The organism is Phycisphaeraceae bacterium, from assembly GCA_019636795.1.
Taxonomy (GTDB): domain Bacteria; phylum Planctomycetota; class Phycisphaerae; order Phycisphaerales; family UBA1924; genus JAHBWW01.
On the sequence record JAHBWW010000006.1, the window covers coordinates 198,612 to 224,500 of the forward strand.

Consider the following 25,889-nt stretch of genomic DNA (forward strand, 5'->3'; position numbering starts at 1 on the left):
CACTCTGTCAACACCCGCCGTCACGCAGCAGGTTCAAACCACTTCATCCGCCGCCGCACGCGCAGCGTTCAATCGGATGACCTCTCTCTCATTCACGGACACCCTGCCGCGAATGCTCCAAGAAACATCTGCACGTCAAAGAAATCAAACACACCGTCACCGTTCATATCCGCGCTGGCGTGCTGTGCCGAGAACGCCGCCAGAAACGCCGACACGTCGAAGAAATCCAGTATTCCATCGCCATTGAAGTCCGCCGGGCAAGGCTCGCCGATCAGATGATCGCGCACCCATTGCACCGCCTCATCCATGAACACCTCGTGGGTTCCCTGTCCGTACACGATCCAGAACTCCTCCGAGTCTTGAATCGCCGCCGTCTCCGACCACAACCTCAAACCCAAAAGCCACACGCCATCGGCATTGGGTGTCTCCCCATCAATCAGCCAGAAGTTCACATGATGATGAAACGTCCCGCTCGTGTTCGCATCGCCAAACGCAAACCCCGCGACGGTCACATCATCCAGCGGCGAATCCGTCCGCAAGCCACCCTTGCGGATGCTGATCCGCTCATTCGCAGTCGAATAAAAATGACTCGCATCCGGCGCCCATCGCTTCACCGCACCGACAATGTCAAATCCGATCACAGTTCCCGATGCCCACGTCCCCGCAAACGAATCGAACCCCGGGTTGTTCGTAAAGTCCGCAAAACCCTCCGCTCCGAAGAGCCCCGTAAACACGCGATCAAGCTCCACCACTCCGCTCACCTGCGCCGCCGTCGTAATCCGCTGATCTTCCAGCCCGATCACAATGTCCCCTGCGTGCAACTGCGCGTGCGCGATTGATCCACTCACACACAACCCCGCCATCAACTTCACTCCGCGCATTAACTCCAACCTCCTTGCACGCATCCCGCAACCTCATCCCGCGCCTTCACCGCGTCGGAATCCCTGCTGCCGGATGAAATCTGTTCTTCATCGTCGACTCATACACCTCGCCAAACCGCATCGTCGAAGCGTGCCCGTCCAGAAAGCCATAGTTCGACTTCGCCTCATACGTCTTGTCCCGTCCGCCATGCGCCGCGATATTCATCTCCGCGCCCGCAATCGTCGGAATCGCAGCCTCCGGCCAGTCGCCCCACGATTCAGCATGCACATGGTCCGACTTGGCAAAACCCACCGGGTTGCTGGGCGTCCCATCCGTGGCCATCATCAGAAAATGCACCGTGTCGTGAGGCCTGTGCACCTTGTGCAACGCATCAAAACTCGTTCGCGTCGTCCGTCGCCCCGTCACCGGATCCATCGCCAGAAAAGGCCCAACACTGCGCGTCGTAAAATTGTTGAGCCCGTAACTCGTCAGCCGCGCAATCGCCGGCATCGGCGGATCATTCCGCGGATCATTGTCCGTCAGCACCGCCAGATTCTCGCGATAAAACGCCAGCACTTCCTCAAGCGTCATCCCCGCCGATGTCCCGCCCTCCTTCACGCTCCAATGCGGGCTGGCGTCCACCGGCGAGCGCGTGATCAGCGTCGAGCCGTAATACTCGCTCAACGTCGCAAGCCACGACTGATGAAAATCATCCCCGATTCCACCATGAGGCAGCGCAGCATCAATAAACGCGCCGTTGTGATCGCCCATAAACATCCCGTGCGCGATCTCCAGTTGCCGCACATTGCTCAGGCACGCCATCGTCTGCGCCGCCCGCCGCGCCTTGCCCAGCGCAGGCAGCAGGATCCCGATGAGCAACGCGATGATCGCAATGACCACCAGCAACTCGATCAGCGTGAACGCTGCCCGCCGTGCCCTGATTGTCTGCACATGCAAACGCATTACCAATAAGATATCACATCTGCGATGCCCTGCACACCCATTGAGAGCCAAAAAGAAGATTTTCTTGCTAGCCATACCCTAATCAGGTGGTTTTCGGACCGCGAACCCCTGCCCCGCCCCCGTCACGGGCGATTTTCTCTGCCGCCTCTGCCAGTGCCCGCACATCCCGGGCCGCCACCAGACTCGCCGCCACAGGCCCCGCCACACCCAGATTCACCAGTGCGGTCTCAGCCGACTTCCACAGCCGCCCCGACTTCTTCGGGTCATCTTCCAGATACAACGAACTGATCACCTCAGCCAGTTTCGTCGTCGAGATCGTGTCCCGGTTCTCGTAGTACCGATTCACAATCTTCTTCTGATGCCCCGTCAAGTCCGGTCGCTTTGCCATCCCAAACCCTAGCTGCATCTGGACGCCGGATCTTTGGGCGCTCCTGTGCTCTCTCCTTCATACAAAGCGCCATGCCCAAAGATCCGGGTTGCCTTTCGCATCGTGCCCAAAGGTCCGGGTCGGCGCGCAGACAACGCCGCCATTGCGCGCACACTCCCGCCCGCTGCTGACCCACCCCCAAAAAACGCTCAAAGTTTTTTTCCGCCATTCCCCGCCACGACTTACAGCACCGATCACCCACCGCAACGTCCGCGACCGTGCGCGCGCCGTCGTCTCCGTGCCCCTTGGTGTCGAGACACGCGTCCCGACAACGCACCGCTCACCAAAGGAGACCGACCCATGCCCGATCGGCTCAACGCGTTTTCCGACGTCGGCCTGGATAAGGCACTGCTCTCGCTCGTCATCGACGAGCATCATTCAAAACGAGTCCCGCGACTCGAAAAACTCTGGACGTATTTCAGGAATCCGCTTGAGCCGGTCGGGTCGGTCTGGTCTTCGCGCGTTCAGTGGCGCCCCGCACAATACCACAGCCTGCCCCCCCGACTCATCGGATCGGCCGACCAGGCCACCGACGACCGCACACGCAACAACCGCGAAGTCGTCATCGAAAACGACATCGGTTGGCGCATCGAAACCATGGTCGACTTCATGTTCGGCAAGCCCGTTCAGATCCAGAGCGCCGCTGACAAACCAGACACACGCACACTCATCGAAGAAGTCCTCGAAAAAATCTGGGAAAACTCCGGCGGAATCGCACTTCTTCAGGACATCGCCCTCCTCGGCCACGTCTACGGCTCGGTCGATCTCCTCCTCCGCATCAACGAGCAAGCACTCGCTCTGGCAGCACCTCGCCAGGGTCGCGCCGACATCGACCGCATCGCCGCCGCATTTCGCATCGAGATCATCGAACCCACGCGCGGCATTCCTATTCTCAACCCCGACGACTACCGCACCATCGACGCCTATGTCATTCACTTCGACCGCGAAATCAACCAGGTCGAACGTGAATCGGCTTCGCCGCGCCGTTCAATCTTCGGCCGCGCAAGCACATGGCCAAACTCAAAGCCGCATCGCGATCGCTCCCGTCGCCGATCAACCGTCACCGAAATCTTCAGCCGCGGCGTGTGGCATCGCTACGAAGACGATGAACTCGTCGCGCACACCACCAGCACACTGCTGGCCGGCACCACCCCCGTGGTTCACATCCAGAACGTCGCCCAGCCCTTCCGCTACGAAGGGCGCAGCGAAGTCGAGCCGCTCATCCCCCTTCAGGATGAACTCAACACCCGACTTTCCGATCGCGCCAATCGTGTCACGCTTCAGAGTTTCCGCATGTACCTCGCCAAGGGCATGGACGGCTTCGACCGCATCCCCGTCGGCCCAGGTCAGATCTGGACCACCGACAATCCCGATGCCAGCGTGCAATCGTTCGGCGGCGATGCCGATTCGCCCAGCGAATCCGTGCACATCGACGAAATCCGCGAGGCCATGGACAAGATCAGCGGCGTGCCCCCGCTCGCCGGCGGTGTCATTCGCGCCAAGATCGGCAACCTGTCCAGCGCCACCGCACTGCGCGTCACACTCATGGGCCTCATCGCCCGCACCGGTCGCAAGCGTGTGCTGTATGGCCGAGGCATCGAACAAGTCTGCGCCATGATCCTTCGCGCACTCGATGCCGCCGAGGTTCTGCGCACCGATGAACGCGATCGCGCACTGCGACTCATCTGGCCAAACCCCGTGCCCGCCGACGCACGCGACGAGGCCGCAGTCGCCAAGACCAAGATCGAACTCGGTATCCCCGCCGAGCGGGTGCTGGGCGAACTCGGCTACGCCGCGACAGATCCCGGAATTTCCTGATGTTTCGTTCGTCGCGCGCCGTGTGGCTGCGACTGGCATCTCACACATTGCATCACAAGGAGCATTGACATGGTTGGAGGAATTGGTGGTATTGGTGGTGGCGGCGGCATCGACCCGATCGGGACAGATCCCGATCCCAAACCCGATCCGCAGCCCAAACTCGACCCGAGCGCGGCGCGCCTCGGCAACGAGGAAATCGTCTGGCGCGCGCGTGCCGTGCGCGCCGAAGCGCGAGTCGAGGAGCTCGAAGCGCGCGTGAGCGAAGTGGAGTCTCAACTTGCCTCTGCCAAGGCCGAGGCATCTCAGGCCGAACAGCGACGCGAACTCGAACTCGAACTCACGCTCGCAGGCGCGATCGACCTCGAGACCGCGACCCTGCTCGCGCATCAGGCCCTCGATCAGATGGAATCGCCCGATGTGCGCGCCGTGATTGCCGATCTCAAACGCCGCAAGTCGTTTCTGTTTCGCCCGGCCTCACCTGCGTCGGCCATGAGCGGGCATGTTGCTTCGGGCGGCGGGGATCTGCTCGAAGACCTGGCTTCCGAGGCTCGTCAGTCGGGCAATCGCACCGCTGTTCTCAAGTATCTCCGCGCTCGCCGCGGAGCCTGATTCAGTCGCACGCACGCGAAAGTTTCGGTTGATTCACATTTCCACAGGAGGTTTTTCACATGGCATTTACAGGTAAAGCAACGTATGGCGCAGGCGCGAGCCTGCCCGAACTGGTCGAGGATGTTTCGGACATCATCGGCATCGTCAGCCCGTTCGAGACGGCACTGCTCGACCATCTCGGCGACCCCAAGCGACCGGCCTCGAGCACCATTCACGAATGGATCGAGGACATCCTGCTGCCCAACACCGGGCAGATCAATCAGGCCTCGTTCTCGCCCACGCCGCAAAGCGCGACGAGCATCACCGTCGATACGTCGAGTGTGTTCCAGGTCGGAGATCTCGTGCGTCCGGACGGGTTCAGCGAAGTGATGTTCGTCTCGGCCATCAACCCCGGCACCAACACACTGACGGTGACGCGCGGCTATGGCGGCACACCGGCTGCGACACTGGCCAACAACATGGTGCTGCACATTCTCGGCAACGCTGCCCTCGAAGGTGCCGGCGCGCCCGCAGCCCGGTTCACGTCGCGCTCGCGCAGGCAGAACTACACACAGATTTTCACAGCCTCGGTCGAGGTCAGCGGCTCCATGCAGGCATCAAAGGCGGTCGGTGTGCCCGACGAAGTTGATTACCAGAAGCAGGAGCGCATGCGCGAACTCCTGCGCGATCTTGAGAACTGCGTCATCAACGGCGTATCGCCCGCGAGCACGCAGCAAGGGTCTTCGACCGTGCGGCGTTCGATGCGCGGGATCGTGCACTCGATCCTGTCCAACCGCTTCGAGCCGGGCGTTGGTGGGATCCCTGAAGGCGATGGCGACGGTGACGAACTCAACGAGACGGTGCTCAACGCTGCCATGAAGCACATCTGGGAAAACTCGGCCGGCACGATCGACACGATCGTCGTCGGCGGGGCACAGAAGCGCAAACTCAACAGTTTCGTCACGGGCTCGCGTGCGTACCTGCCCGAGGACACGCGCTACCGCAATCTGATCAGTGTCTATGAGAGTGACTTTGGGGTGTGCAAGGTCGTGATGAGCCGGTGGGTGCCCAGCGACAAGGTGCTGCTGATCGATTCGTCGCGCATCAGCGTGATGCCGCTGGCCGGGCGCAGTTTTCACTACAAGCCGCTGGCGGCGACGGGTGATGCGATTGCGGGTCAGGTCATCGGCGAATACACGATGGAGTTCAAGAACGAGGTGGCGCACGGGCTGATCGAAGGCCTGGCGAGTTGAACGTAACGCGAGACCGGGGGGAATCGCGTGCACTCCGGGCGGGGCGCTGTTGCCTCGCTCGGGGTTTTTCGGAATCGGACAGCACATGGGCACGAGCGCGTGCCGGAAAGGAGCGCATGATGTCATTCGCGTCGGATCGTGATCTGCTGATCCTTGAGCCGGGATTGTTCCGGGAGGTGATGTGGACTGGGCAGAGGCTGGTGAGCGGCACAGGCACAGCGAGCGGGACGGCGCTGACGATGAGCGCGCAGGATGTTTCGTTCGACTCGGCCGACGTCGGCCAGGGACATGTGGCGGTGATCGGAGGCACGCCGTACGAGGTGCTTGCGCGTGTGTCGGGGACGGTGCTGACGATCTCGCGTGTGCGCAACGACGTGGATGATCCGGCGATCGCGGTGAGCGGCGCGACGGCAGTCGCGGTGCAGGTGGCGACGTTCGGGCCTCAGATTGCGACGGTGCATCGGCAGGTGCTGCGCATGCTTGGGATCGAGCCGGACATCGAGCCTGTGGAAGGCGCGGTGGGAGAGTCGTCGGTACTGAACATGAGCGAGTTTGCGCGGCTCGAAGCGCTGGGTGCGCTGCACCTGGTGTATTCGGCGGCGTCGAGTGCGCTGGGGCCTGAGACGCCCCTGGGGCGCAAGGCGGAGTTCTATCGGGCTCGATTCGACAGCGAGCGACAGCGCGCAGTTGCGCTGATCGATACGGATGGCGATGGGCAGGTTGACGCGACACGGCGGCTGAACGTGATGCAGTTTGTGCGCCACTAGCGCAAGGAGAACGAGCGATGCTGGTGCTCAATCCGCAGCGGGTGAAGTTTGACGGGCACGAGTGGGCGCAGGTCGAGTCGATCGCGATTGATCGGCTGGCGCAGAAACTGGTGCAGGACTGGAGTGATGATGGTGCGTTCGCGGTGTTCGTGGATGTTCCCGAGCAGCGTGTGCGTGTGTCGCTGGTGCAGGTGCTTGATGAGGGGACGCTCGATGCGCTGGTGCCGGGGATGTCGGGCGATCTGGTGTTCGAGGCGGCGCGTTCGGGGAGTGATGCGGGGCGCTTCGAGATTGTGATTTCGATCGTGATCGGAGAAGTGCGGCACGAGGTGAGCCGCGGGCGCGGCGTGCGCACGCTGGTGGCGTGGGGTGTGTCGAGCAGTGGCGATACGGACCCGGTGGTGGTGATCGAGAAAGGCGGTGGGGCGTGAGCAGTTCGTTCAAGACGCTGAATCTGTTCGGATCGGGCCCGCATCGGTTCGTGGTGGATACGGGGGGGTTGTTTGCGGTGCCGTTCCGGGTGTTTGATGTGACACTGCCCGGGTCGGCGGCGTTCGGGAACTATGAGCTCGAGGTGACGGTGCGCGGGCGGCTGGTTGCGGCGAGCGATAGCGCGCTGTGGACGCTGCGCGATGCGATCGAGGGGCATGCGGTGCATCCAGCGACGAGCGGGACGCTGGTGGATCATCATGGGCGGACGTGGACGGGGATGACGCTGTATCGGTTTGAAGGTGATGATCGAGTGGACCGTGGGCGGCAGGTATCGCTCGGGTATGTGGCGCGGTTCCGGAAGTTCACGTAAGCGTGTTCAGCGTGACATGAGATCGACGAGAATGTCGAGGCCCCGGGCGAGTTTGTCGGGTGCGACCGCGAAGCTGAGGCGGATGTGTGTGTCGCGCGTGGAGAAGACCTTGCCGGGGACGAGGAGGAGTTCGCGCTCGATGCATTGTTCGACGAACTGCGATGCAGTGAGGCCGAGGTGCGTAGGGACGCGCGGATATGCGTAGAAGGCTCCGCCGGGGAAGGGGAGATCGGTGACCTGCGAGAGCCGGTTTACGACGAGATCGCGGCGCGATTCATACTCGGCGATGATGTGCGTGATATCGGTGCTGAGTGCGGCGATGGCGCCGTGCTGGAGCGGCGATGGCGCGCAGACGAAGGTGTACTGCTGGATCTTTGCCATCTGCTCGATGATGGGTCGAGGTCCGGCGGCGTAGCCGAGTCGCCAACCGGTGCAGCCATAGGTTTTGCCGAATCCTCGGATGAGGAGGACGTGCTGCGCGCTGGCTTCGAGGCGTGCTGGGGAGGGGCAGAGGTGCTGGTTGTGTGGTGTGCGCTGGGTGCGTGATTCGGAGTAGGTGAAGCCGTCGTAGATTTCGTCGGAGATGAGGAGGATGTTGCGTGCGCGGCAGAGGTCGAGGAGGTCGCGGCATTCGGCTTCGGTGGAGACGACGCCTGCGGGGTTTGAGGGAGAGTTGAAGAGGACGAACTTGGTGCGTGGGGTGATGAGAGGTTCGACGAGTTCGGCGGTGAGGCGGAAGTGTGGGGCGGTGTTGCAGGGGACGGCGTGTGCGGCGCAGAGGGTGGCGATGGCGGGGTAGATGAGGAAGTATGGGTCGGGGATGATGATTTCATCGCCGGGGTTGAGGAGTGCCTGAGCGGCGAGGAGAAGTCCGCCGGAGGTGCCGCTGGTGACGAGGAGGGCGGGGTCGTCGTTGTGGTTGAAGTTCCAGTTGAGATCGGTAGCGAGGTGTGCGGAGATTGCGGCGCGGAGTTCGGGGATTCCCTGTGTGAGGGTGTAGCCGTTGCGGTCGGTGCGGATGGCATCGATGGCAGCGTTTTTGATTGGGTCGGGGACTGGGAAGTCGGGCTGCCCGATGGAGAGGTTGACGGGATTTTTGAGAGATGATGCGAGTTCGAGAATTCGCCGAATGCCAGATGCCTCGATGGCATGGGCGCGGTCGGCGATCATGGAAGCGGTGTCCATGGAGAGTGTGGATTACTTTTCGTTGGGCTTGGTCTTGGGCAGGCCGAGGGCGTGATCCTTTTTGGGATCGAATCGTTTGTCGGCTGCGAGTTTTGCGATGCGTTCGGAGCGCTTCATGACGGAGCGGACGCCTGCGAGGGAGTTCTTGGTTTTGAGAGAAGAGTCGAGGCTCATGGCGTGAATCCTTTCAGGTCGGTCGGGTCGGGTCGGGCGGGAGGTCAGGGGTGTCGTTTCCAGAGAGGCTGGGAGAAGTCGGATGCCCCGCCGCTGGAGTTTTTCCATTGTGTGCCGAGGCGTTTGACCTGGGCTTCGTGCTGTTCGCGTTCGGATTGTTTTGTGCGGAACTCGGCGCTGGAGACGGCGAGTTGCATTGAGACAAGGCGATAGCGGACGGGATTGTTCGCTCCCTGCCGCGAAGTTTCCACTATTGGGACTGCGATTGCCTGGACGTTGTTGCGGGCGAGGTAGGTGATGGCGGCCTGTGCCTGTGTGCGGGAGAGGGTTGCGAGTTCGAGGTAGTTAAAGCCGGAGCGGCGTGGGTCGGCGGAGAGGGTGCCTGATGGGCTGAGGATGTCGGTGGGGGAGAGATCCTGGTTGTCGGGAGGGTCCTGGCGTGCGGGGAGGAAGGTGCGATCGGGGTCGGGCTGGCGGAGTGGATCGGGGGGGAGGAGGATGGAGTCGGCGTGGGTAGTGGTCCAGGTGTCGTAGCCTTTGTTGTAACCGATGCGGTATGCAATTGCCCAGCAGAGGATGAGGAGGGCGATTGTTGCGGCGATGAAGCCATAGAGGGCAGCGGGGGAGAGGAGGAAGCGTCGGGAGGGGGAGTTCGGAGCGGCGTCGTAGGTGGGGGTGCTGGAGGATTGCTGTTCTTTGGCAAGGTGTTCGAAGAGGGGTTTGTGTGGGCGGCCTGCGGGCATGTCAGCAGTGTATGGGCGGAGGTGGAGATGCGGCAGGTGAATCGCAGAGATACCCGGATCTTTGGGCGGTGGGGGTTTTGGGTGATGGGGGAGGTTGGGTGCGCCCAAAGATCCGGCGTCCTGAGGCGCAGGAGCAAAAAGTGAGTGGGAGAAGGGTTTGGGTGGGTCTGACCCGGACCTTTGGGCGGTGGGGGTTTTGGGTGATGGGGGAGGTTGGGTGCGCCCAAAGATCCGGCGTCCAGATGAGGGGGATTGGGTGTGCGCCCAAAGATCCGGCGTGTGGAGGATGAGAAGTTGATGGTTGTGGTGGAGGTTGGTGAATGGATGTGTTGCTACACTTGTGGCATGGCGATCAGAGATGATGAGATTGTGAGGATTGAGACGAGGCCTATGAACAGGTCCGAGGCGGTTTATCTGCCGGAGGTGTTCAAGGGTTTCGGGACGACGATGCGGCATTTTTTTACTTCGTTCGGGCAGGGGCGGACAAGCCGAACGATGCAGTACCCTGAGGAGCGGCGTGAGAACATGCCGATTGAGCAGGGGGGTATGAACCCTGGCAATTTTCGCGGGGTGCATAGGCTGAACCGGGATGAGGACGGGCGGGTGAAGTGCGTTGCGTGCATGATGTGCCCGACGATCTGCCCGGCGAACTGCATTCATATTGTGGCTGCGGAGAGTCCGTGGGATGATAGGGAGAAGTACCCAGCGAAGTTTGAGATTGATGAGTTGCGGTGCATCTTCTGCGGGATGTGCGAGGAGGCGTGCCCGGTGGATGCGATCGAGTTGACGACGGAGTATGACTTTGTTGGGTTGAGTCGGCAGGAGATGGTTTTTGATAAAGAGAAGCTGCTGAGCGTGTATGACGCGACGGTGGAGAAGAAGCCGATGTAGGGAATTAGTCTTATTGAGCTGAACAGAGCGGGCTGAAAGAACGAAGACCGAACGGCAAAAATGTGCTGTTCGGTTTTTTTCGTTGCGCGTGGGGTGTTTTGACGGCGGGGATTGAGCGTAAGTTGTTGCTGTTGAAGGAGTTTATGGGGCGGAAATTGTGGTATGGGACGTGGTGTTGAGGTCCTGTTCCGGAGTTATTCGCGCAAGTTGTTGCAGAATCTTGCGAAAGGGGTTGTCAAATCTCATTCTTGGTGTACATCTTGGGGCAGAGGAAAAGATCTCCCGCCTTGTGGCGTGAGACTGAGTCAATGAGAGTGAGATTGGAGAAGGAGGGCCCAAATGGTCCGGAATACTTTGCTTGCTGGACTTGTGGGACTTGCTGCCTCGGTTGCGAGCGCGGATATTGCTTCATTCGGGTTTACAGACCTGAACGGAAGTTTCGACGCCACTAACATGGTGTTCACGGCCGTTGCTTTCACCGGTGGGCTGGGGTCCAGTTCTGGAGACGTGACACGATTTGCTGAAGGCGGGGGCGCGACTGCGGAGTACGGCCCTGGGTTCTTCGGCGGCGGTTCGCTGGGCAACGTTGTCATCACGATTGACATCACCAATGTGGTGGGATCGACAGCGGACGGCTCCGGGTCGTTCACGATCACCGACGCTGACGGGGACATCATCACTGGTGATGTGACCGGCCAGTGGTTCGCGGGTGCGTTCGGTTTCGTGTTCATGAACGGTGCGACGACGAATATCACGTTCGATCGCAACGGCGTGGGCAACGGGACGTTCGATGGCCCGAACGGCGGGTCGTTTGATTCGGACTCGCTGGCGAGTGTGTACTACGGCGCGTTGAGCATCCTGCTCCGCACGCCGACGGGTGTCGGGTTCTTCACCGATAACTTCGCTGAAGTTTCGACGCAGGCTGACGGGTTGATCGTTCCAAGCCCGGCGAGCATCGCTCTTGCGGGTCTTGGGCTGGGGATTGCGGGTTACCGCCGTCGCCGGTGAGATTGATGGTTTGAGTTTACGTTCTTGACCTTGCATCGGCCCCCATCGTGGGGGTCGATGTCTTTTTGTTGCGGTTGGAAAGTGAGTCGGTGAGGGTTGAGATGGTGTGGGTCTGACCCGGATCTTTGGGCGTGGGGGTTTTGGGTGATGCGGGTGATTGGGTGCGCCCAAAGATCCGGCGTCCTGAGGCGCGGGAGCGAAGTGAGTGGGGGTTAGGGTAAGTTGAACCCGGATCTTTGGGCGTTGGGGGTTGGGGGTGATTCGGAGGTTGTGTGTGCGCCCAAAGATCCGGCGTCGAAAGGCGCGGGAGTGAAGTGAGTGGGTGAGGGGTTTTGGTGTGGGTCTGACCCGGATCTTTGGGCGTTGGGGGTTGGGGGTGATTCGGGGGTGTGTGTGCGCCCAAAGATCCGGCGTCGAAAGGCGCGGGAGCGAAGTGGGGATTCGATGGGGGTGGGTGGTTGGGTGTTGTGTTTGGGTGTGGGGTTCGTGAGATTGGTTCGGTGGTCAGGCGCGGGGGTGGTAGGTTTTGTGGACGGATTTGAGTTGGGATTGGTCGACGTGGGTGTAGATCTGGGTGGTGGTGAGGCTGGCGTGGCCGAGGAGTTCCTGTACGACGCGGAGGTCGGCGCCGCCTGCGAGGAGGTGGGTTGCGAAGGAGTGGCGGAGCATGTGGGGGTGGGTGTGCTTGAGACCTGCGTCGCGGGCGGCGTCGCGGACGATGGTGTAGAGGCGTGCGCGGGTGAGTGGGCGAGCGTTTTTGGAGAGGAAGATGCGGCCTTTGTCGCGGCCTTCGGCGGCGTGGGCGGCGGTGAGGATGAGAGGGCGGGCATAGAGGAGATAGTCGCGGAGGGCGCAAGCGGCGGGATCGCCCATGGGGACGAGGCGTTGTTTATTGCCCTTGCCGAGGACGCGGAGGGTCTGGGTTTTTTCGTGGTGGTCGGCGAGGGAGAGGGTGAGGATTTCGGAGGCTCGTAGGCCTGAGGCGTAGAGGATTTCGAGGATGGCGCGGTTGCGGAGGTTGAGGGCGAGGTGGAGGGCGGGGGATGCGTCGTTGGGCGTGGGGTTTGGGTTTGACCCGGATCTTTGGGCTCCAGGGGTTGTGGTGGGGAGGGGGGTTGAGGGTGCGCCCAAAGATCCGGCGTCCGGGGATTTGGTTGAAGCGTCCAGGGATGTGGTTGAAGCGTCTGGGGATGTGGTTGAGGGATTTGGGTTTGCGAGGAGGGTTCGCATTTCTGTGGGGGAGAGGACAGCGGGGAGGTGACGCCAGGTGTGGGGGCGGTCGAGAATGTCGGCGGGGTTGGTGGGGATTCGTGCGGTGGCATGGAGCCAGCGGCAGATGATGCGGATGGTGGAGATGTGGCGTGTGAGGGATGAGGGCTCGAGTTTGCGATCGCGCGAGAGGGCAGCGATGTGCTGGGTGAGGGTGCGCGGGGTGATGTCGGCTGGGGTGGTGATGGTGGAATCGCAGAGGTGGGTGATGAGGTCGCGGGTGTCGCGGGCGTAGGCCTCGATGGTGGTTGGGGCGAGGCCACACTCGACGCGGAGGAAGAGCAGGAAGTCGGAGAAGAGGTGGCGGAGTGCGGGTGCGGTGCGTTCGTCGAGTTGGAAACAGGCGCGGGGCACTCTTCGAGATCGGCAAGGTGAGGCGGGTTGCAACAGGGCGAGGGTTATGGAGTTAGGAGTTTGTGGTGGATTGAACCCGGATCTTTGGGCGTTGGGGGTTTTGGGTGATGCGGGTGGTTGGGTGCGTCCAAAGATCCGGCGTCCTGAGGCGCGGAAGCGGTGTGTTCGATGTTGGTGGGTTGGGGTGGGAAAGACCCGGACCTTTGGGCGTTGGGGGTTTTGGGTGATGGGTGGTTGTGTGCGCCCAAAGATCCGGCGTCCTGAGGCGCGGAAGCGGTGTGTTCGATGTTGGTGGGTTGGGGTGGGAAAGACCCGGACCTTTGGGCGTTGGGGGTTTTGGGTGATACGGAGGTTGCGTGTGCGCCCAAAGATCCGGCGTCCGGCGTCCGGCGGAGGCGTGGGTTTGGGTGTGGGATCAATTGCGTAATTGTGCTGCGTTTGCGTGTGCTTGGAGTCCTTCGAGGTTTGCGAGGCGGATTGCGTCGGCGCGGAGCGGGGCTGCGGCGGCGGGGTCGGTGATGGAGATGTAGGTTCGGAGTCGGAGGAAGTGTGAGACGCTGAGGCCTGCGGAGAAGCGGGCTGTTTTGTTGGTTGGGAGGGTGTGGTTTGGGCCTGCGGCGTAGTCGCCGAGGACTTCGGCGGAGGCGTGGCCGAGGAAGATGGCGCCAGCGTTGCGGATGCGCGTGGCGAGGGCGTGCGGGTCTGCGGTCATGATCTGGAGGTGCTCGGGGGCGGCGCGGTTGGTGAATGCGATCGCGTCTTCGAGGTCGCGGGCGAGGGTGAGCGAGGAGGAGGCGAGGCTTGCTGCGGCGATGTGGCGTGATGGGAGCGAGAGAAGTTGCTGGTCGAGTTCGGCGCGTACGGCGTGGATGAGTGCGGGGTCGGTGGTGACGAGGTTTGCGCGAGCGTTTTCGTCGTGTTCGGCCTGGGCGAGGAGGTCGGCGGCGATGAGGCGTGGGTCGGCGGTTGAGTCGGCAAGGATGAGGAGTTCGCTGGGGCCTGCGAGCATGTCGATGCCGACGGTGCCGAAGAGGGCTCGTTTTGCGGCGGTGACGTACGCGTTGCCTGGCCCGACGATGATGTCTACGGGATCGAGTGCGTCGCCGGTGGGGCCTGAGAGGCCGAGGGCGAGTGCTGCGATTGCGTGTGCTCCGCCTACAGCGAGGAAGTGGTCGGCGCCTGCGATTGCGGCTGCGGCGAGGTTGAGGGGGTGTGCTCCGGGGGATGCGACGACGACGCGTGGGACGCCTGCGGCGCGTGCGGTGATTGCGGTCATGAGGACGGAGGAAGGGAGTGGGTATAGGCCTGCGGGGGCGTAACAGCCTGCGGATGCGACGGGCTCGATGGTGTGGCCGGCGGTGCCGCCGGGGATGGGGATGGAGGTTTCGGTGATGCTGGCGCGCTGTGCGAGTGCGAAGGTGCGAATGCGTTCGGCGGTGCGCTCGAGGAGGGCGCGGTCGTCGGGGTTGAGAGCGTGGAGGGCGGCGTGCATGTCGTCGGGGGTGAGGACGAGAGGTTGGGTGGGTGAGCGTTCGCCAAAGCGGATGGCGAGATTGCGGACGGCGGCGGGGCCCTGGGTGCGGACGGAGGAGATGATGGAGGCGACGGTGTGTTCGATGGCGGTGGGTTGGGGTGGGAAAGACCTGGACCTTTGGGCGTTGGGGGTTGAGGGTGATTCGGGGGTTGCATGTGCGCCCAAAGGTCCGGCGTCCTGAGGCACGGAAGCGGTGTGCTCGATGTCGGTGGGTTGGGGTGGGAAAGACCCGGACCTTTGGGCGTTGGAGGTTGGGGGTGATTCGGGGGTTGTGTGTGCGCCCAAAGGTCCGGCGTCCAGAGGCGCGGAAGCGAAGTGAGTTGGTGGGGAGTTGTGGTAGTTTGACCCGGACCTTTGGGCGTTGGGGGTTGGGGGTGATTCGGGGGTTGTGTGTGCGCCCAAAGTTCCGGCGTCCTGAGGTCCGGCGTCCTGAGGTCCGGCGTCCTGAGAAGCGGAAGCGGTGTGAGTGGGTGTGGGTTTTGCGTTTCCGGGTTTGCGGGAGAGTTGTGAGGCGCGCTGGTCGAATTGTTGTTCGATGTGCTGGAGGGTTGAGCCTCGGGCGGCGGCGGTGACGAGGGCGAAGTAGATGAGGTCGGCGGCTTCGTGTGCGGTTTCGGAGGGGGTGGTGGAGTCGGCGAGTTCGGTTGCTTCTTCGAGAAGTTTGGCGCGGAGGAGTGTGGGATCGGCGATGAGGCGTGCGGTGTAGGAGTCGGGTGTGGCGTTGGTGATGCGCGTGGCGATGGTGCGGTTGAGGGCGGTGAGTCCGGTTGCGGGGCCGAAGCATGAGAAGTCGCCGGTGTGGCAGAAGCCGGTGCCGGATTGGGTGACGGTGAAACGGAGGGTGTCGCGGTCGCAGTCGGTGTCGATGCGGAGGAGTTTTTGTGTTGAGCCTGAGGATTGACCTTTGTGCCAGAGGGCGTTGCGTGAGCGGGAGAAGTAGACGCCGGTTTTGGAATCGAGGGCGGCACGGAGGGATTGGAGGTTTGAGTATGTGAGGCCGAGGGCGGTGCCGCGTTCGTCGGTGACGATTGTGGGCCAGAGGTTGTCGGGGCGGTCGGAGCGGAGTGGGGCGCAGAATCCTTGTGCGAGGTCGAATGCTCCGGTGTAGAGGGCCATTCCGACTTGAGCGTCGGCGCCTGCGGCGTCGGCGTTTGCGATGTCGGCGGGGGAGCGGACGCCGCCGGCGATGGTGATGCGGACGGTTGGGCCTGCGCGTTTGACGAGTGCGCGAACGCGGTCGATGTCGAGGCCTTGCATGCGTCCTTCGCGTTCGACGAAGGTGATGAGGAAGTGTGCGGCGTAGTCTCGGAGTTGATCGATGCGTTCTTCGATGGGGATGTTGGTTGGTTTGGTCCAGCCTTCGACGACGACGTTGCCGTCGCGTGCGTCGAGTGCGGCGATGACGCGGTTGCGTGGGAGGTTTCGGAGGATATCGGGGGTTGCTGCGGTGCCGAGGATGACTTTGGCGGCGCCGGCGTCGAGCCATTTGATGGCGGCTTGTTCGGAGCGGATTCCTCCTCCGACGCGGCATGGTGCGTGGTGGAGGAGTTGGCGGATGAGGACTTCGTTGGAGCCTTTGGAGAGGGCTGCGTCGAGGTCGATGACGGCGACTTCGCCGACGAGTGCGAAGCGGTCGATGATGGGGCGTGGGTCTCCGGCGTCGAGGACTTTTTCGCGTCCTTCGACGAGTTGGACGGTGGAGCCTTGCATGAGGTCGATTGAAGGGATGATCATGATCGGATCTCGATGCCTTGTGCGGCGAGTTGTGATTTGATTGTGGCGATGGTGGTGAGTTGGTCGTGGAAGATTGATGCGGCGAGGACGGCGTGCGCTCCGGCGCTCAATGCGGCGAGCATGTCGGCGGCGGAGCCTGCGCCGCCTGAGGCGATGATGGGGAGGTTGATGGAGTCGGCAACGGCGGCGATGAGATTGAGGTCGTAGCCGGACTGGCATCCGTCACGGTCGAAACTGGTGAGGAGGATTTCGCCGGCGCCGAGGGATTGTGCGGTGCGTGCCCAGTCGATGGCGTCGAGTGTGGTGCGGTGTGAGCCGGAGCGGGTGACGACGTGCCATGCGTTTTGGGCGTGAGATGCTGCGTCGATGGAGAGGACGACGCATTGGGTGCCGACGCGGGTGGCGAGGTCGGCGATGAGGCGTGGGTTGTTGACGGCTGCGGAGTTGAGGGCGATTTTGTCAGCGCCGGCGTCGAGCATTGCGAGTGCGTCGTCGATGGTGCGGATGCCGCCGCCGACGGAGAGTGGGATGGAGAGTGCGGCGCGGAGTTGGCCGATGGTGTGGAGTGCTGCGCGTCGGGACTCGAGGGTTGCGGAGATGTCGAGCATGACGATTTCGTCGGCGCCGTCGGCTTCGTAGCGGGAGGCTTGTTCGACGGGGTCTCCGGCGTCGCGGAGGCTGGCGAAGCGGACGCCTTTGACGACTCGGCCGTCGCGGATGTCGAGGCATGGGATGATGCGTTGTTTCAGCATTGGGAGAGTTCCTGGGCAGAGAGTGCGAGCCAGCGATGGAGGAGTTCGGAGCCGAAGCGGCTGGAGAGTTCGGGGTGGAATTGGCAGGCGAGGATGCGTGAGCGCTGGAGTGCGGCGATGAATGGTCCGCCGTGATCGGCCCATGCGGCGTGCCAACCTGGGGGGCAGTGTGTGAGGCGGAAGGAGTTGGCGAAGTATGCGTCGCCGGGGGTGAGGAGGGTTGCGGCAGGATCGGGGGTGATGGAGTTCCAGCCGAATTGCGGGACGCGGACGGTGGGTGGGAAGCGGGTGACGTGTGCGTCGATGATGCCGAGGCCTTGGGTGTGTGGGGATTCGTCGGATGAGGTTGCGAGGAGTTGGAGGCCGAGGCAGATGAGGAGGGTGGGGCGGTCGTCGGCGATGCGTTGTGTGATGATTTTTTCGAGAGAGTTTTGTCGGAGGGTTTCGATGCCAGCGGCGAAGGTGCCGACGCCTGGGAGGATGAGGAGTGGTGTAGCGTCGATGGTTTTGGGATCGGTGGAGAGCGTGACTGCGATGTTGAGACGTGAGAGTGCGGCGGCGACGGAGGCGGTGTTGGCGACGCCGGTGTTGACGATGACGGCGGTTGGTGGTGAGATGGGCATGGGTCAGAGGGATCCTTTGGTGGAGGGGATGCCTGGTGAGCGTGGGTCGATGGCGATTGCGCAGCGGAGTGCGAGTGCGCAGGCTTTGAATGCGGCTTCGGCGCGGTGGTGGTCGTTGGTGCCTCGGATGAGGTCGAGGTGGAGTGCGCAGCGGGCGGAGATGGCGAAAGAGGTGAAGAAGTGGGCGATGTTTTCGGTTGCGATTGGGCCGATGGTGGGGCGGGTGAATGGGAGGTTGATGTGTGGGGCTGGGCGGCCTGAGAGATCGATGACGCAGCGGACGAGTGATTCGTCGAGTGGGGCGTACGTGGATGCGAAGCGGTGGATGTGTGCGCGGTCGTCGAGGGCCTGGTTGAATGCGGAGCCGAGTGCGATGGCGCAGTCTTCGATGGTGTGGTGATCGTCGATGTGGAGGTCGCCGGTGCAGGTGAGGGAGAGGTCGATGAGGCTGTGGCGTGTGAGGGCGGTGAGCATGTGATCGAAGAATGGGAGGCCGGTGGAGATTGAGGATTGGCCGGAGCCTTCGAGGGTGAGGGTGAGGCGGATGTCGGTTTCGGAGGTGGTGCGTTCGATGGTGGCAGTGCGGGGGGTTGTCATGACAGTTGCTCCGAGTTGAGGTGGGTGATGATGGAGGTGAGTTCGCGGGTGAGGCGGTCGAAGGATGCGGTGCAGCCTGGGAGGGTGATGCGGAGGGCGTCGGCGAGGGATGGTTCGGATGGGAAGGAGCGGATGGCGATGCCGCGGGCGGCGAGTGCGGCGGTGATGTGGGTAGCGTGGGGGGTGCGCGCGAAGATGAAGTTTGCTTGTGATGGAGTGAGGCGGAGGTTGAGGGCGGTGAGGGTTGCGGTGAGCGCGTCGCGTTCGTGGCGGATGCGCTCAACGGCGGCGAGCATGGGTGCGCGGTTGTGCCATGCGTTGAGCGCGATGTCGAGGGCGTAGGCGGAGCATGGGTATGGGCTTGCGACGGCGCGGAGGCGTGGGGCGATGGTGGCGGGCGCGATGGCGTAACCGACGCGGAGGCCTGCGAGGCTGAAGGCTTTGGAGAATGTGCGGACGATGGTGAGGTGAGGCTGGGCGATGAGGTCGGGCGTGGGGTCTGCGTCTTCGAACTCGGCGTATGCGGCGTCGAAGAGGATTGGGATGTTGCGATCGCGTGCGGCGTTGATGATGCGGGTGCGTGCGTGGGGGTCGATGGCGAGGCCTGTGGGGTTGTTTGGTGAGACGAGTGCGATGAGGGTGGTGTTGTCGGTGATTGCGTTGAGGAAGGTTGGTGTGGGAAATGGGCCTTGGATCCATGGGATGCGGATGAGGTCGGCGCCGGCGAGTGCTGCGCTGCGCGCGATCATGACGAAGGTTGGGTCGTGGAGGAGGATGGAGCGGCCTGGCTCAAGGAAGGTCTGGCAGAGGCGCGTGATGGCGTCGTCGCCTCCGGCGGTGACGATGACGCGGGCGGGGTCGATGTTGTAGTGCGCGGCGATGGCGCGTTCGAGTGGTGCGGAGTCGGGGTAACGGCGGAGGAGATCGGGAGAGGGCGGTGGGGGAGTGAGGTTGAGGGCTGGGCCTTCGTTGGCGTCGAGGAAGAGGTCGATGTTTGCGGGCACGGCGCGGGAATATGCGCTTGCTGTGGCGGCGCGCGAGGCGAAGGGGAGTTGAGTGGTGGTTGAAGGTTGCATGGGTTGTGTGGTGGGTTAGAGGACGATTTGTTGCGGGGTGGTGACGACGATGTCGGTTCCGCCTCGGGCTTTGATGGCGGGGATGACGGTGGGGAGTTGGTTGCGCAGGACAGCGGACTTGACGGCGTAGCCTGCTCCGGCGTGCATGGGTGAGACAGTGGGCTCGCGCATGCAGGGGAGGATCTCGATGACGCGCGCGAGGTTTTCGGAGGAGACGTTGAGTTCGAGCATGACGCGGGTGCGTGCTTCGAGGACTGAGGCGACGAGCATGACGAAGGATTCGATGCGGGGGCGTTTTTCGGGGGAGTTGATGGCGGCGCGGGAGGCGTAGATGCGGGTGGAAGAGGTCATGAGCTGGTCGATGATGACGAGGGCGTTGGCGGCGAGGGTTGAGCCTGAGGCGGTGTTGTCGATGATGCAGTCGGCGTCTTCGGGAGGGAGGACTTCGGTGGCGCCGTAGGAGCGGATGAGGGTTGCGTCGAGGTTTTGGGAGGCGATCCAGCGTGCGGCGATGTTGGTGTATTCGGAGGCGAGGATGATGGGGCGATTGGGGAGGCGGCCTGCGGTGAGGATGGATTCGGGGGCGGCGGCGACGAGGCGGACGGGGTCGAGGCGTGTGTCGAGGAGTTCGACGAGATCTGCGTTGTCTTCGGCGACCCAGTCTGCGCCGGCGAAGCCGAGATCGCGTTGGCCGGTTGCGAGCATTTCGACGATGGCGCGTGGTTTGAGGATTTTGGTGTCGAAGTTTTCGAGTGCGGTGGTGGGGCGGTAGTCGCGTGAAGATTGGGCGATTCGGATGCCTGCGTCGTTGAGGAGTGCGGTGACGCTGTCGAACATTCGGCCTTTGGGGAGGGCGAAGCGGATTGTGGTTTTGTTGTTCATGCTCATGCTCCGGGTGTTGTGCGGGGAGCCGAGCGGGCGTCATGGTTGGTCCATGAAAAACGCCGGCTCGGTGCCGGCGTTTGGATCAGTGGATGGATGTGGCCATCAGATCACGATCGCGTCCGGCGGTGCGGATGTGCGTGGTGATGATGATGTTGAAACAGGTTTGTGGCCATGACGTGGAGAGGATAGCGTTGGGCGGGGGGTGGTCAAGAGATGATGTTTGAAATGGATGTTTTGTGGTGAATTGGATGGGATCGTGCCGAGAGATTTGTGGCGAATACAGGTGGGGATGGGGGCCAAACCACCTGAACAGGCGGGTCATGGTGTGGTTTCCACCCTATTTGTGATGGTGTTGGGACTTGACTCTTGAGATGAGGGGGGGCATACCATTCTCCCGATCTCTGCTGAGCGCTGGTCAATGGTGACTGGGCCAGTTGGTTCCCGACGCTTTCTCTTGCCCGAGTTCAAGCAGCGGTACAAAGGTTTCAGGGGCAGGATTGGAAGGCAGCCATGAAGCTGTATGTCGGAAATTTGAGTTTCAGTATGTCGGAATCGGAACTGCGTGATTTGTTCTCGCAGCACGGCGAAGTTACCTCGGCGACGCTGGTGATGGATCGTGAGACTGGCCGCCCGCGTGGGTTCGGCTTTGTCGAGTTCGCCAATGACGACGAAGGTCGTGCGGCGATCGAAGCGCTGAACGGGCAGAACATCGGTGGTCGTGACCTGACGGTGAACGAGGCTCGTCCTCGTGAGAACCGTCCGGGTGGCGGCGGCGGTGGCTTTGGTGGCGGTCGTGGCGGCGGCGGTGGTCGCGGTGGCTACGGCGGCGGCGGAGGCGGTGGTGGTCGCGGCGGTCGCAGCAGCGGCGGCGGCTGGTAAGCCACTTTCGAGTTCGTGAAGAATTCACAGAGGGCCGAGGCGTTGTGCTTCGGCCCTTTTGCTTTTTGTGGATTTATTATATGAGCTGCGTCGCGAGCGTTTTGCAGTAGACTTGGCGGGCGGGTTTGGAGGTTGATGATGGCGGATGAGGAAGCAGGTGCGATGGTGGAGCCTCAGGCGGTGCGGGCTGCGGATCTGCTGAAGGTTTCGGATTTTGGGAGCATGGAGTTCTGGTGCAGGCATCGTTCGGGTGCGCGTGAGTTGGCGCGGGTGCTGCGCGAGCCGAAGGTGCTTGCGTCGTTTTTGATTCGGGCAGATGGGGTGACGAATGCAGAGGGGGGATGGGTGCGTGTGGGGGCAGAGCGTGGCGGGAGGCCTGTGTTTGTGTTTGTGATTCCGGGGGAGAGCGATGCGGAGTTTGCGGCGGAGTTGGTTTTTGAGCAGGAGAATCTCGCGGCGCCGTGGATAAGGGTTGCGGCTGCGCTGGATCCGGAGGGGATGGCGGAGTATTCGGCGCCGGAGTACACGGGAGCGGTGGTGGGGAGGCCGATGAAGTTGGCGGTGCGTGTTGAGCCTCGGGCGTCGGGGAGCGCGGTGCAGATGACGGTGTGGATGCCATCGATCGAGGCGATGGGGGCGGCGTCGAATTGGTTTGACCGCATGACTTTTCGGTTGATCGAATCTGTCGAGCGGTGGGTGATGAGGCGGCGCATTCGGCGGATTGTGAGGAGGCTTAGGGCGGTGTGAGCGGGGGGAATGGGGGTGCGGTGCAACTGGATGGTTGGGCTGCGGTATGAGAGGGCGTGAATCACTGGTGAGAAGGCGTGAGATAGGAGAAGCGGAACATGGAAAGCAAGAGTGCGAAGTTGGTTGGTTGTCTGCCTGGGGTTGGGACGGTGATGCTGGCGGTGTTCGGGGTGTTTCAGCTGGCGGCGGCGCTGGTGACGCTGATTCCGAGCCTGGGGCATGACCGGGTGCCGATGCAGTTTGTGCCGGTGTGGACGTATTTTCTGGACCCGTTGTATGACGAGAAGCCGAATGAGGCGATGGTGAAGGTGATCGCGGTGGGGTCGCAGTATGTGATCGGGCTGAGCGAGGCGGTTATTGGGTGGCTGCTGGTTGCGGCTGCGGCCTCGGGAACGCGGCGTGTGGGGCTTGCGCGGATCGGGTTGAGTTTTGCGGCGGGGTTGTTCGGGACGTTCATGCTGACGATGTTCATCATGCATGAGAAGACGCTGCCGGCGTGGAACCAGTATCCGGCGATTCTGGGGTGGATCGCGGTGACGTGGGTTGTGGTGAGGGTTGAGGAGGGATGGGGTGGGGGGAAGGGAGGCAGCGAGAGATGACGCGGGGTGGGGCGACTCGGAGACGGGGCTGGGGAGGATGCGAGCCGCGAGGTGATGTCGTGCGGCGTCAAGCGGAAGTGCCCCCCGAAGGACTCGAACCTTCGACCCGCTGATTAAGAGTCAGCTGCTCTACCAACTGAGCTAGGGAGGCGTGGATTTTGCTGTGGCGGGCTTTTTGGGCTGGTCGCCACGGGCTGGGGCAATGGTAGCGGGGCGGTGGGGCGTGGGCAATGCGGTGAATGATGTGGAGTGAGATGTGGAGTGAGATGTGGTGTGAGATGTGGGGAGGGGTCGATGGTGTTCAATAGGTGGCGGATTGAAGGGACGTGGTGCGTTGTGATGGGGGGGGCTTAATTGGTTTTGGCGGGCTTTGTGAGGCGAAGGCGGGCGGCATCCTGGCGTGCGAGAAGAGGGGACTTGATGAGGAGTGCAAAGCCTGGGAGGATTGCGAAGACGCCGAAGAGTTCTGCGGATTCTTCGATTGGTTTTGAAATCTCGCGGCTGACGATGAGGCCTCGACCGATGAGGTCGTCTGCGGCATAGCCGAAGAGGATGAGTGCGGCGCCTGCTGCGAAGCAGAGCATGACGTGGTCGCGTGCGCGGAGGAGAACGAAGAAGCGTGGGCGTGCGATGATGAGCGGGAGGATGGCGGCGAGAAGGGTCGCGATGCCGATCGTGCCCCAGACGATGCGTGGCATGACGGGGGCCTGGGGCGAGAGCCACCAGTCGATGCGGTATCGGACGCCCCAGTTGCCGAGGGTTTCGGGGTTGAGGTATATGTGAGTGTCGAGTTCTCGAAATGCGCATGCGATTGCGAGGAATGCGAGCCAGCATGCAAAGGCGAGGTTTCGGCGTGCTCGATGTCGGACGGCCATGATGATCGCGAGGAGCGCTGCGAGTGCCCAGGAGAAGAGTTGAATGGTCTCGACGATGCCGCCTTCGTTGAACATGTGCGGAGAGTGTAGCGTGGTTTTCCGGAGGTCTGGGTGCGAGATTGATTTGAGAGTGTTCTGTTTGGTGTGTTGTGGGGATGAGTTTGATTGACCGGGGAGCAGGAGCGTTCTATGGTTTGCGTGCTCCGGGTTTAGGGGTTTTGGGCCGTTCGAATGCGGCTGGGGTCAGTGGAGCGGTTCTTTAGTGCAGTTCACAATGAAGCGGGCGATCGGGAGGTCCGCAGGAGTCAGGGTCAATGCAACCTACACATAGGCAGTCTTATGGGCGTACTCGTCGTCGTCGATCGCACGATGCGCTGAATCCGGTGCAGTCGACGATTTGCCCCTTGAGCGGGACGCCGAAGTTGCACCATAAGGCGTGCAAGCAGTCGGGGTATGTGCGTCCTGGGCTGGTAATTCGTGTGAAGAAGCTGGGCATCGGGGTTTCCAAGGACTAAGACCTTCGGGTCGTTGGGAGTAGCCGTCGATGCGTTTGGCTGTCGACGTGATGGGCGGCGATCACGCGCCTGAAGCGATCTTGAAGGGATGCGTTGGAGCGCTGCCGCTGCTGGCGCCCGAGGACCGTCTGGTCCTGGTGGGGCCTGAGCCGTTGATCCGAGAAATGCTTTTGGAGTGGGGGATCGATGATCCTCGGCTGCTGTTTGCGCACGCATCGGATGTGATCGGGATGCATGAGCCTCCGGCGCTTGCGGTGCGTGGGAGGCCTGAGAGTTCGATTGTGAAGATGTCGCTGCTGGGTTCTTCGAAAGTGGAGGAGCCTTGCGAGGTGGTGTTGAGCGCGGGGAACACTGGCGCGTGTGTGACGGCTGCGATCATGAACATGAAGCGGCTGCCTGGGGTGCACAGGCCTGGGATTGCGGTGACGATTCCGGCGTTTCATGGTCCGATTGTGCTGTGCGATGCGGGGGCGAATCCTGAGCCGAAGGCGACGCATCTGTGGCAGTACGGGATCATGGCGGACACGCTTGCGAAGCAGGTGCTGAAGATTGAATCGCCGCGGGTTGCGCTGATGAACATCGGGTCGGAAGAGGCGAAGGGTTCGGACCTGGTGAAGGAGGCTCGGGATCTTCTGCGGAACACGCCGGACCTGAACTACATCGGGTATGTGGAGGGGCGTGATTTCTTTGCGGGGGCGGCGGACGTGATCATCACGGATGGATTTGTGGGGAACACGATCCTGAAGATGGCGGAGGGGATGGCCAAGAGTCTGTTCGAGGCGATTGCGTCGGAGATTTTTTCGGCGGACCCGGAGTTGGCGTTGAAGTTTGAACCGATCGTGAAGCAGATTTATGCGAAGAACGATTATCACGAGTTTGGTGGGGCGCCGCTGCTGGGGGTGAATGGCGCGATGATGATTGCGCACGGTTCGAGCCAGCCTCGGACGATCACGGCTGCGATTCGGAACAGCAAGGCGTTCATTCAGACGCGAGTGAATGAGGCGATTGTTGCGCGGATTGCGGAGGTTGAGAGTCGGATGGGGAAGGTGACTGAGCGGGCGTGAGCGCGTGTCGGACAGACGCGAAACAAGAAAAGAAAAAGGAGCGTCCTGTGATGGACGCTCCCTTTGGTTTTGTGTTGGCTGATGGGTGATTATGCGCGACGGCGGCGGGTGGCGACGAGGGCGCCAAAGCCAAGGAGGGCGGTTGCGGCGGGGGTGGGGATGGTGAAGGAGACGTTGTCGACGACGAAGCCTTCGCCGGAGATTGCTTCCTGCCAGACGACCTTGACGATGCCGCTGCCGCTGAGGGTGATGAAATCGGCGGCGGATGCGGAGACGCTATCGACGAGGTTGTTTGCGGCGTCGTATGCCCATGCGTCGATGAAGTCGATTTCGCCGGAGTAGCGGCCGTTGATGACGTTCTCGAAGGAGACGGAGAGGACGGCCTGATCGAAGGTGACGGTGATTGGTCCGGAGTCGAACTCGGAGGAGAGGACGTGACCGGTGTTGCCGAAGGAGGCCCCGAAGTCGCGGACCTGAAGTCCGAGGGCGGAGAAGGTGACGTTGACCCCTTGCGAGGAGAGCATGAGGATGTCGCCGACCACTGGTCCTGCGGGGACGGCTTCGAAGTCAAAATCGACAGCCGATGCGACGGATGCCGAGAAACCCATAGCCACAAGCATTGCACGATATTTCATCTCAAATCTCCATTTTCTAAGAACGCACGCCTACAGAATCTTGCGCGATGCAGGACTCTCTCCATTCTGAATCGCTCAAACACCTCGCTGCGCGAGGCCCGAACGCCACTGAGAATATCGAGAGTGCGGGTGAAAAGGCAAGGGTAAAGTGCACTGGGTGCAAAATACTTTTTTGAGGGGGGTGTCGGGCTATGGAGACTTTGTGTTCGCCATCGTGTCATGTTGCGGCGTGGGTGAAGAAGCGTGGGTGTTTGGGGTGTCTGGGAGAGGG

Annotated in this window: 27 protein-coding genes, 1 tRNA gene and 1 pseudogene; 13 read left to right on the forward strand and 16 right to left on the reverse strand. The window is 62.2% G+C overall.

Annotated elements, in window-relative coordinates; translation table 11 throughout:
• Nucleotides 1–92: 92 nt before the first annotated feature.
• The 3 genes and pseudogenes from KF757_13355 to KF757_13365 all read right to left on the reverse strand — a co-directional run bounded on the left by KF757_13355 (nucleotide 93) and on the right by KF757_13365 (nucleotide 2,212).
• Nucleotides 93–881, reverse strand: coding sequence for a hypothetical protein (locus tag KF757_13355; protein ID MBX3323964.1), 789 nt, complete (start codon nucleotides 879–881; stop codon nucleotides 93–95).
• A gap of 799 nt (nucleotides 882–1,680) precedes the next feature.
• Nucleotides 1,681–1,824 (reverse strand): annotated as a pseudogene (locus KF757_13360) (prepilin-type N-terminal cleavage/methylation domain-containing protein).
• 82 nt (nucleotides 1,825–1,906) lie between these two features.
• Nucleotides 1,907–2,212, reverse strand: a complete 306-nt coding sequence (locus tag KF757_13365) for a hypothetical protein (GenBank protein ID MBX3323965.1) — start codon at nucleotides 2,210–2,212, stop codon at nucleotides 1,907–1,909.
• Nucleotides 2,213–2,551: 339 nt separating this feature from the next.
• Here KF757_13365 and KF757_13370 point away from each other — a divergent pair, with 339 nt between their 5' ends.
• The 6 genes from KF757_13370 (at nucleotide 2,552) to KF757_13395 (ending at nucleotide 7,479) form a co-directional block, all read left to right on the forward strand.
• Nucleotides 2,552–4,069 carry a phage portal protein gene (locus KF757_13370; GenBank protein MBX3323966.1) on the forward strand — a complete coding sequence of 506 codons (1,518 nt, stop codon included), beginning with the start codon at nucleotides 2,552–2,554 and terminating at the stop codon, nucleotides 4,067–4,069.
• Between the two features lie 69 nt (nucleotides 4,070–4,138).
• Entirely contained in the window at nucleotides 4,139–4,678 is a 540-nt protein-coding gene (locus KF757_13375; GenBank protein ID MBX3323967.1) for a hypothetical protein, read from the forward strand.
• A gap of 59 nt (nucleotides 4,679–4,737) precedes the next feature.
• Entirely contained in the window at nucleotides 4,738–5,910 is a 1,173-nt protein-coding gene (locus KF757_13380) for a DUF5309 family protein (GenBank protein ID MBX3323968.1), read from the forward strand.
• Nucleotides 5,911–6,029: 119 nt separating this feature from the next.
• Entirely contained in the window at nucleotides 6,030–6,677 is a 648-nt protein-coding gene (locus KF757_13385; GenBank protein ID MBX3323969.1) for a hypothetical protein, read from the forward strand.
• A gap of 17 nt (nucleotides 6,678–6,694) precedes the next feature.
• Nucleotides 6,695–7,108 carry a hypothetical protein gene (locus KF757_13390; GenBank protein MBX3323970.1) on the forward strand — a complete coding sequence of 138 codons (414 nt, stop codon included), beginning with the start codon at nucleotides 6,695–6,697 and terminating at the stop codon, nucleotides 7,106–7,108.
• Nucleotides 7,105–7,479: a hypothetical protein gene (locus tag KF757_13395; protein ID MBX3323971.1), complete on the forward strand. Its 375-nt coding sequence runs from the start codon at nucleotides 7,105–7,107 to the stop codon at nucleotides 7,477–7,479. The genes KF757_13390 and KF757_13395 overlap by 4 nt, the downstream gene beginning before the upstream one ends.
• Nucleotides 7,480–7,485: 6 nt before the next feature.
• Here KF757_13395 and KF757_13400 read toward each other — a convergent pair whose 3' ends face one another.
• The 3 genes from KF757_13400 to KF757_13410 are packed head-to-tail and all read right to left on the reverse strand — an operon-like array spanning nucleotide 7,486 to nucleotide 9,581.
• Nucleotides 7,486–8,649, reverse strand: a complete 1,164-nt coding sequence (locus tag KF757_13400) for an aminotransferase class I/II-fold pyridoxal phosphate-dependent enzyme (GenBank protein MBX3323972.1) — start codon at nucleotides 8,647–8,649, stop codon at nucleotides 7,486–7,488.
• Between the two features lie 27 nt (nucleotides 8,650–8,676).
• Complete coding sequence (locus tag KF757_13405) at nucleotides 8,677–8,838, reverse strand: small basic protein (protein ID MBX3323973.1); 162 nt, start codon at nucleotides 8,836–8,838, stop codon at nucleotides 8,677–8,679.
• Between the two features lie 44 nt (nucleotides 8,839–8,882).
• Complete coding sequence (locus KF757_13410) at nucleotides 8,883–9,581, reverse strand: hypothetical protein (GenBank protein ID MBX3323974.1); 699 nt, start codon at nucleotides 9,579–9,581, stop codon at nucleotides 8,883–8,885.
• Between the two features lie 345 nt (nucleotides 9,582–9,926).
• Between KF757_13410 and KF757_13415 the strand changes: the two genes are divergently transcribed.
• Both KF757_13415 and KF757_13420 read left to right on the forward strand, forming a co-directional pair.
• Nucleotides 9,927–10,472 (forward strand): NADH-quinone oxidoreductase subunit I, encoded by a 546-nt coding sequence (locus tag KF757_13415; protein MBX3323975.1) that lies wholly within the window; start codon nucleotides 9,927–9,929, stop codon nucleotides 10,470–10,472.
• 339 nt (nucleotides 10,473–10,811) lie between these two features.
• On the forward strand, nucleotides 10,812–11,480 hold the full coding sequence (locus tag KF757_13420; protein ID MBX3323976.1) for a hypothetical protein: 669 nt from the start codon (nucleotides 10,812–10,814) through the stop codon (nucleotides 11,478–11,480).
• A gap of 504 nt (nucleotides 11,481–11,984) precedes the next feature.
• On the opposite strand, the gene KF757_13425 is transcribed toward KF757_13420, so the two are convergent.
• The 7 genes from KF757_13425 to hisG all read right to left on the reverse strand — a co-directional run bounded on the left by KF757_13425 (nucleotide 11,985) and on the right by hisG (nucleotide 20,301).
• A complete protein-coding gene (locus tag KF757_13425; GenBank protein ID MBX3323977.1) occupies nucleotides 11,985–13,103 on the reverse strand; it encodes a tyrosine-type recombinase/integrase in 1,119 nt (372 codons plus the stop codon).
• A gap of 415 nt (nucleotides 13,104–13,518) precedes the next feature.
• A complete protein-coding gene (gene hisD, locus KF757_13430) occupies nucleotides 13,519–16,371 on the reverse strand; it encodes a histidinol dehydrogenase (GenBank protein ID MBX3323978.1) in 2,853 nt (950 codons plus the stop codon).
• The gene (gene hisF, locus KF757_13435) at nucleotides 16,368–17,123 is read right to left on the reverse strand and encodes an imidazole glycerol phosphate synthase subunit HisF (protein ID MBX3323979.1); all 756 of its coding nucleotides are present in this window, start codon (nucleotides 17,121–17,123) and stop codon (nucleotides 16,368–16,370) included. Before hisF ends, hisD begins: the two co-directional genes overlap by 4 nt.
• The gene (hisH, locus tag KF757_13440) at nucleotides 17,117–17,746 is read right to left on the reverse strand and encodes an imidazole glycerol phosphate synthase subunit HisH (protein ID MBX3323980.1); all 630 of its coding nucleotides are present in this window, start codon (nucleotides 17,744–17,746) and stop codon (nucleotides 17,117–17,119) included. Before hisH ends, hisF begins: the two co-directional genes overlap by 7 nt.
• Nucleotides 17,747–17,749: 3 nt before the next feature.
• A complete protein-coding gene (gene hisB, locus KF757_13445; GenBank protein ID MBX3323981.1) occupies nucleotides 17,750–18,343 on the reverse strand; it encodes an imidazoleglycerol-phosphate dehydratase HisB in 594 nt (197 codons plus the stop codon).
• Nucleotides 18,340–19,419, reverse strand: a complete 1,080-nt coding sequence (locus tag KF757_13450; GenBank protein MBX3323982.1) for a histidinol-phosphate aminotransferase family protein — start codon at nucleotides 19,417–19,419, stop codon at nucleotides 18,340–18,342. Before KF757_13450 ends, hisB begins: the two co-directional genes overlap by 4 nt.
• Before the next feature lie 15 nt (nucleotides 19,420–19,434).
• Nucleotides 19,435–20,301, reverse strand: a complete 867-nt coding sequence (hisG, locus tag KF757_13455; GenBank protein MBX3323983.1) for an ATP phosphoribosyltransferase — start codon at nucleotides 20,299–20,301, stop codon at nucleotides 19,435–19,437.
• Nucleotides 20,302–20,814: 513 nt separating this feature from the next.
• Here hisG and KF757_13460 point away from each other — a divergent pair.
• The 3 genes from KF757_13460 (at nucleotide 20,815) to KF757_13470 (ending at nucleotide 22,529) form a co-directional block, all read left to right on the forward strand.
• Nucleotides 20,815–21,183 (forward strand): RNA-binding protein, encoded by a 369-nt coding sequence (locus KF757_13460; protein ID MBX3323984.1) that lies wholly within the window; start codon nucleotides 20,815–20,817, stop codon nucleotides 21,181–21,183.
• A gap of 138 nt (nucleotides 21,184–21,321) precedes the next feature.
• Entirely contained in the window at nucleotides 21,322–21,930 is a 609-nt protein-coding gene (locus tag KF757_13465; protein ID MBX3323985.1) for a hypothetical protein, read from the forward strand.
• 98 nt (nucleotides 21,931–22,028) lie between these two features.
• Nucleotides 22,029–22,529: a hypothetical protein gene (locus KF757_13470; protein ID MBX3323986.1), complete on the forward strand. Its 501-nt coding sequence runs from the start codon at nucleotides 22,029–22,031 to the stop codon at nucleotides 22,527–22,529.
• Nucleotides 22,530–22,607: 78 nt separating this feature from the next.
• Here KF757_13470 and KF757_13475 read toward each other — a convergent pair.
• A tRNA-Lys gene (locus tag KF757_13475) sits at nucleotides 22,608–22,680 on the reverse strand.
• 199 nt (nucleotides 22,681–22,879) lie between these two features.
• Complete coding sequence (locus tag KF757_13480) at nucleotides 22,880–23,479, reverse strand: hypothetical protein (GenBank protein ID MBX3323987.1); 600 nt, start codon at nucleotides 23,477–23,479, stop codon at nucleotides 22,880–22,882.
• A 239-nt stretch (nucleotides 23,480–23,718) separates the two neighbouring features.
• Between KF757_13480 and rpmF the strand changes: the two genes are divergently transcribed.
• Together rpmF and plsX are read left to right on the forward strand one after the other, a co-directional pair.
• The gene (gene rpmF, locus KF757_13485; GenBank protein MBX3323988.1) at nucleotides 23,719–23,919 is read left to right on the forward strand and encodes a 50S ribosomal protein L32; all 201 of its coding nucleotides are present in this window, start codon (nucleotides 23,719–23,721) and stop codon (nucleotides 23,917–23,919) included.
• Nucleotides 23,920–23,948: 29 nt separating this feature from the next.
• Nucleotides 23,949–24,983: a phosphate acyltransferase PlsX gene (plsX, locus tag KF757_13490; protein MBX3323989.1), complete on the forward strand. Its 1,035-nt coding sequence runs from the start codon at nucleotides 23,949–23,951 to the stop codon at nucleotides 24,981–24,983.
• An 89-nt stretch (nucleotides 24,984–25,072) separates the two neighbouring features.
• Here plsX and KF757_13495 read toward each other — a convergent pair whose 3' ends face one another.
• Entirely contained in the window at nucleotides 25,073–25,618 is a 546-nt protein-coding gene (locus KF757_13495) for a hypothetical protein (GenBank protein MBX3323990.1), read from the reverse strand.
• Nucleotides 25,619–25,889 lie beyond the last annotated feature (271 nt).

Excerpts from the sequence above, each read along its gene's own strand:
- KF757_13355 (MBX3323964.1), bottom strand. The coding sequence starts at position 881 with ATGCGCGGAGTGAAGTTGATGGCGGGGTTGTGTGTGAGTGGATCAATC.
- KF757_13365 (MBX3323965.1), bottom strand. The coding sequence starts at position 2,212 with ATGGCAAAGCGACCGGACTTGACGGGGCATCAGAAGAAGATTGTGAAT.
- KF757_13370 (MBX3323966.1), top strand. The coding sequence starts at position 2,552 with ATGCCCGATCGGCTCAACGCGTTTTCCGACGTCGGCCTGGATAAGGCA.
- KF757_13375 (MBX3323967.1), top strand. The coding sequence starts at position 4,139 with ATGGTTGGAGGAATTGGTGGTATTGGTGGTGGCGGCGGCATCGACCCG.
- KF757_13380 (MBX3323968.1), top strand. The coding sequence starts at position 4,738 with ATGGCATTTACAGGTAAAGCAACGTATGGCGCAGGCGCGAGCCTGCCC.
- KF757_13385 (MBX3323969.1), top strand. The coding sequence starts at position 6,030 with ATGTCATTCGCGTCGGATCGTGATCTGCTGATCCTTGAGCCGGGATTG.
- KF757_13390 (MBX3323970.1), top strand. The coding sequence starts at position 6,695 with ATGCTGGTGCTCAATCCGCAGCGGGTGAAGTTTGACGGGCACGAGTGG.
- KF757_13400 (MBX3323972.1), bottom strand. The coding sequence starts at position 8,649 with ATGATCGCCGACCGCGCCCATGCCATCGAGGCATCTGGCATTCGGCGA.
- KF757_13405 (MBX3323973.1), bottom strand. The coding sequence starts at position 8,838 with ATGAGCCTCGACTCTTCTCTCAAAACCAAGAACTCCCTCGCAGGCGTC.
- KF757_13410 (MBX3323974.1), bottom strand. The coding sequence starts at position 9,581 with ATGCCCGCAGGCCGCCCACACAAACCCCTCTTCGAACACCTTGCCAAA.
- KF757_13415 (MBX3323975.1), top strand. The coding sequence starts at position 9,927 with ATGGCGATCAGAGATGATGAGATTGTGAGGATTGAGACGAGGCCTATG.
- KF757_13420 (MBX3323976.1), top strand. The coding sequence starts at position 10,812 with ATGGTCCGGAATACTTTGCTTGCTGGACTTGTGGGACTTGCTGCCTCG.
- hisD (MBX3323978.1), bottom strand. The coding sequence starts at position 16,371 with ATGATCATCCCTTCAATCGACCTCATGCAAGGCTCCACCGTCCAACTC.
- hisF (MBX3323979.1), bottom strand. The coding sequence starts at position 17,123 with ATGCTGAAACAACGCATCATCCCATGCCTCGACATCCGCGACGGCCGA.
- hisH (MBX3323980.1), bottom strand. The coding sequence starts at position 17,746 with ATGCCCATCTCACCACCAACCGCCGTCATCGTCAACACCGGCGTCGCC.
- hisB (MBX3323981.1), bottom strand. The coding sequence starts at position 18,343 with ATGACAACCCCCCGCACTGCCACCATCGAACGCACCACCTCCGAAACC.
- KF757_13450 (MBX3323982.1), bottom strand. The coding sequence starts at position 19,419 with ATGCAACCTTCAACCACCACTCAACTCCCCTTCGCCTCGCGCGCCGCC.
- hisG (MBX3323983.1), bottom strand. The coding sequence starts at position 20,301 with ATGAACAACAAAACCACAATCCGCTTCGCCCTCCCCAAAGGCCGAATG.
- KF757_13460 (MBX3323984.1), top strand. The coding sequence starts at position 20,815 with ATGAAGCTGTATGTCGGAAATTTGAGTTTCAGTATGTCGGAATCGGAA.
- KF757_13465 (MBX3323985.1), top strand. The coding sequence starts at position 21,322 with ATGGCGGATGAGGAAGCAGGTGCGATGGTGGAGCCTCAGGCGGTGCGG.
- KF757_13470 (MBX3323986.1), top strand. The coding sequence starts at position 22,029 with ATGGAAAGCAAGAGTGCGAAGTTGGTTGGTTGTCTGCCTGGGGTTGGG.
- KF757_13480 (MBX3323987.1), bottom strand. The coding sequence starts at position 23,479 with ATGTTCAACGAAGGCGGCATCGTCGAGACCATTCAACTCTTCTCCTGG.
- rpmF (MBX3323988.1), top strand. The coding sequence starts at position 23,719 with ATGCAACCTACACATAGGCAGTCTTATGGGCGTACTCGTCGTCGTCGA.
- plsX (MBX3323989.1), top strand. The coding sequence starts at position 23,949 with ATGCGTTTGGCTGTCGACGTGATGGGCGGCGATCACGCGCCTGAAGCG.
- KF757_13495 (MBX3323990.1), bottom strand. The coding sequence starts at position 25,618 with ATGAAATATCGTGCAATGCTTGTGGCTATGGGTTTCTCGGCATCCGTC.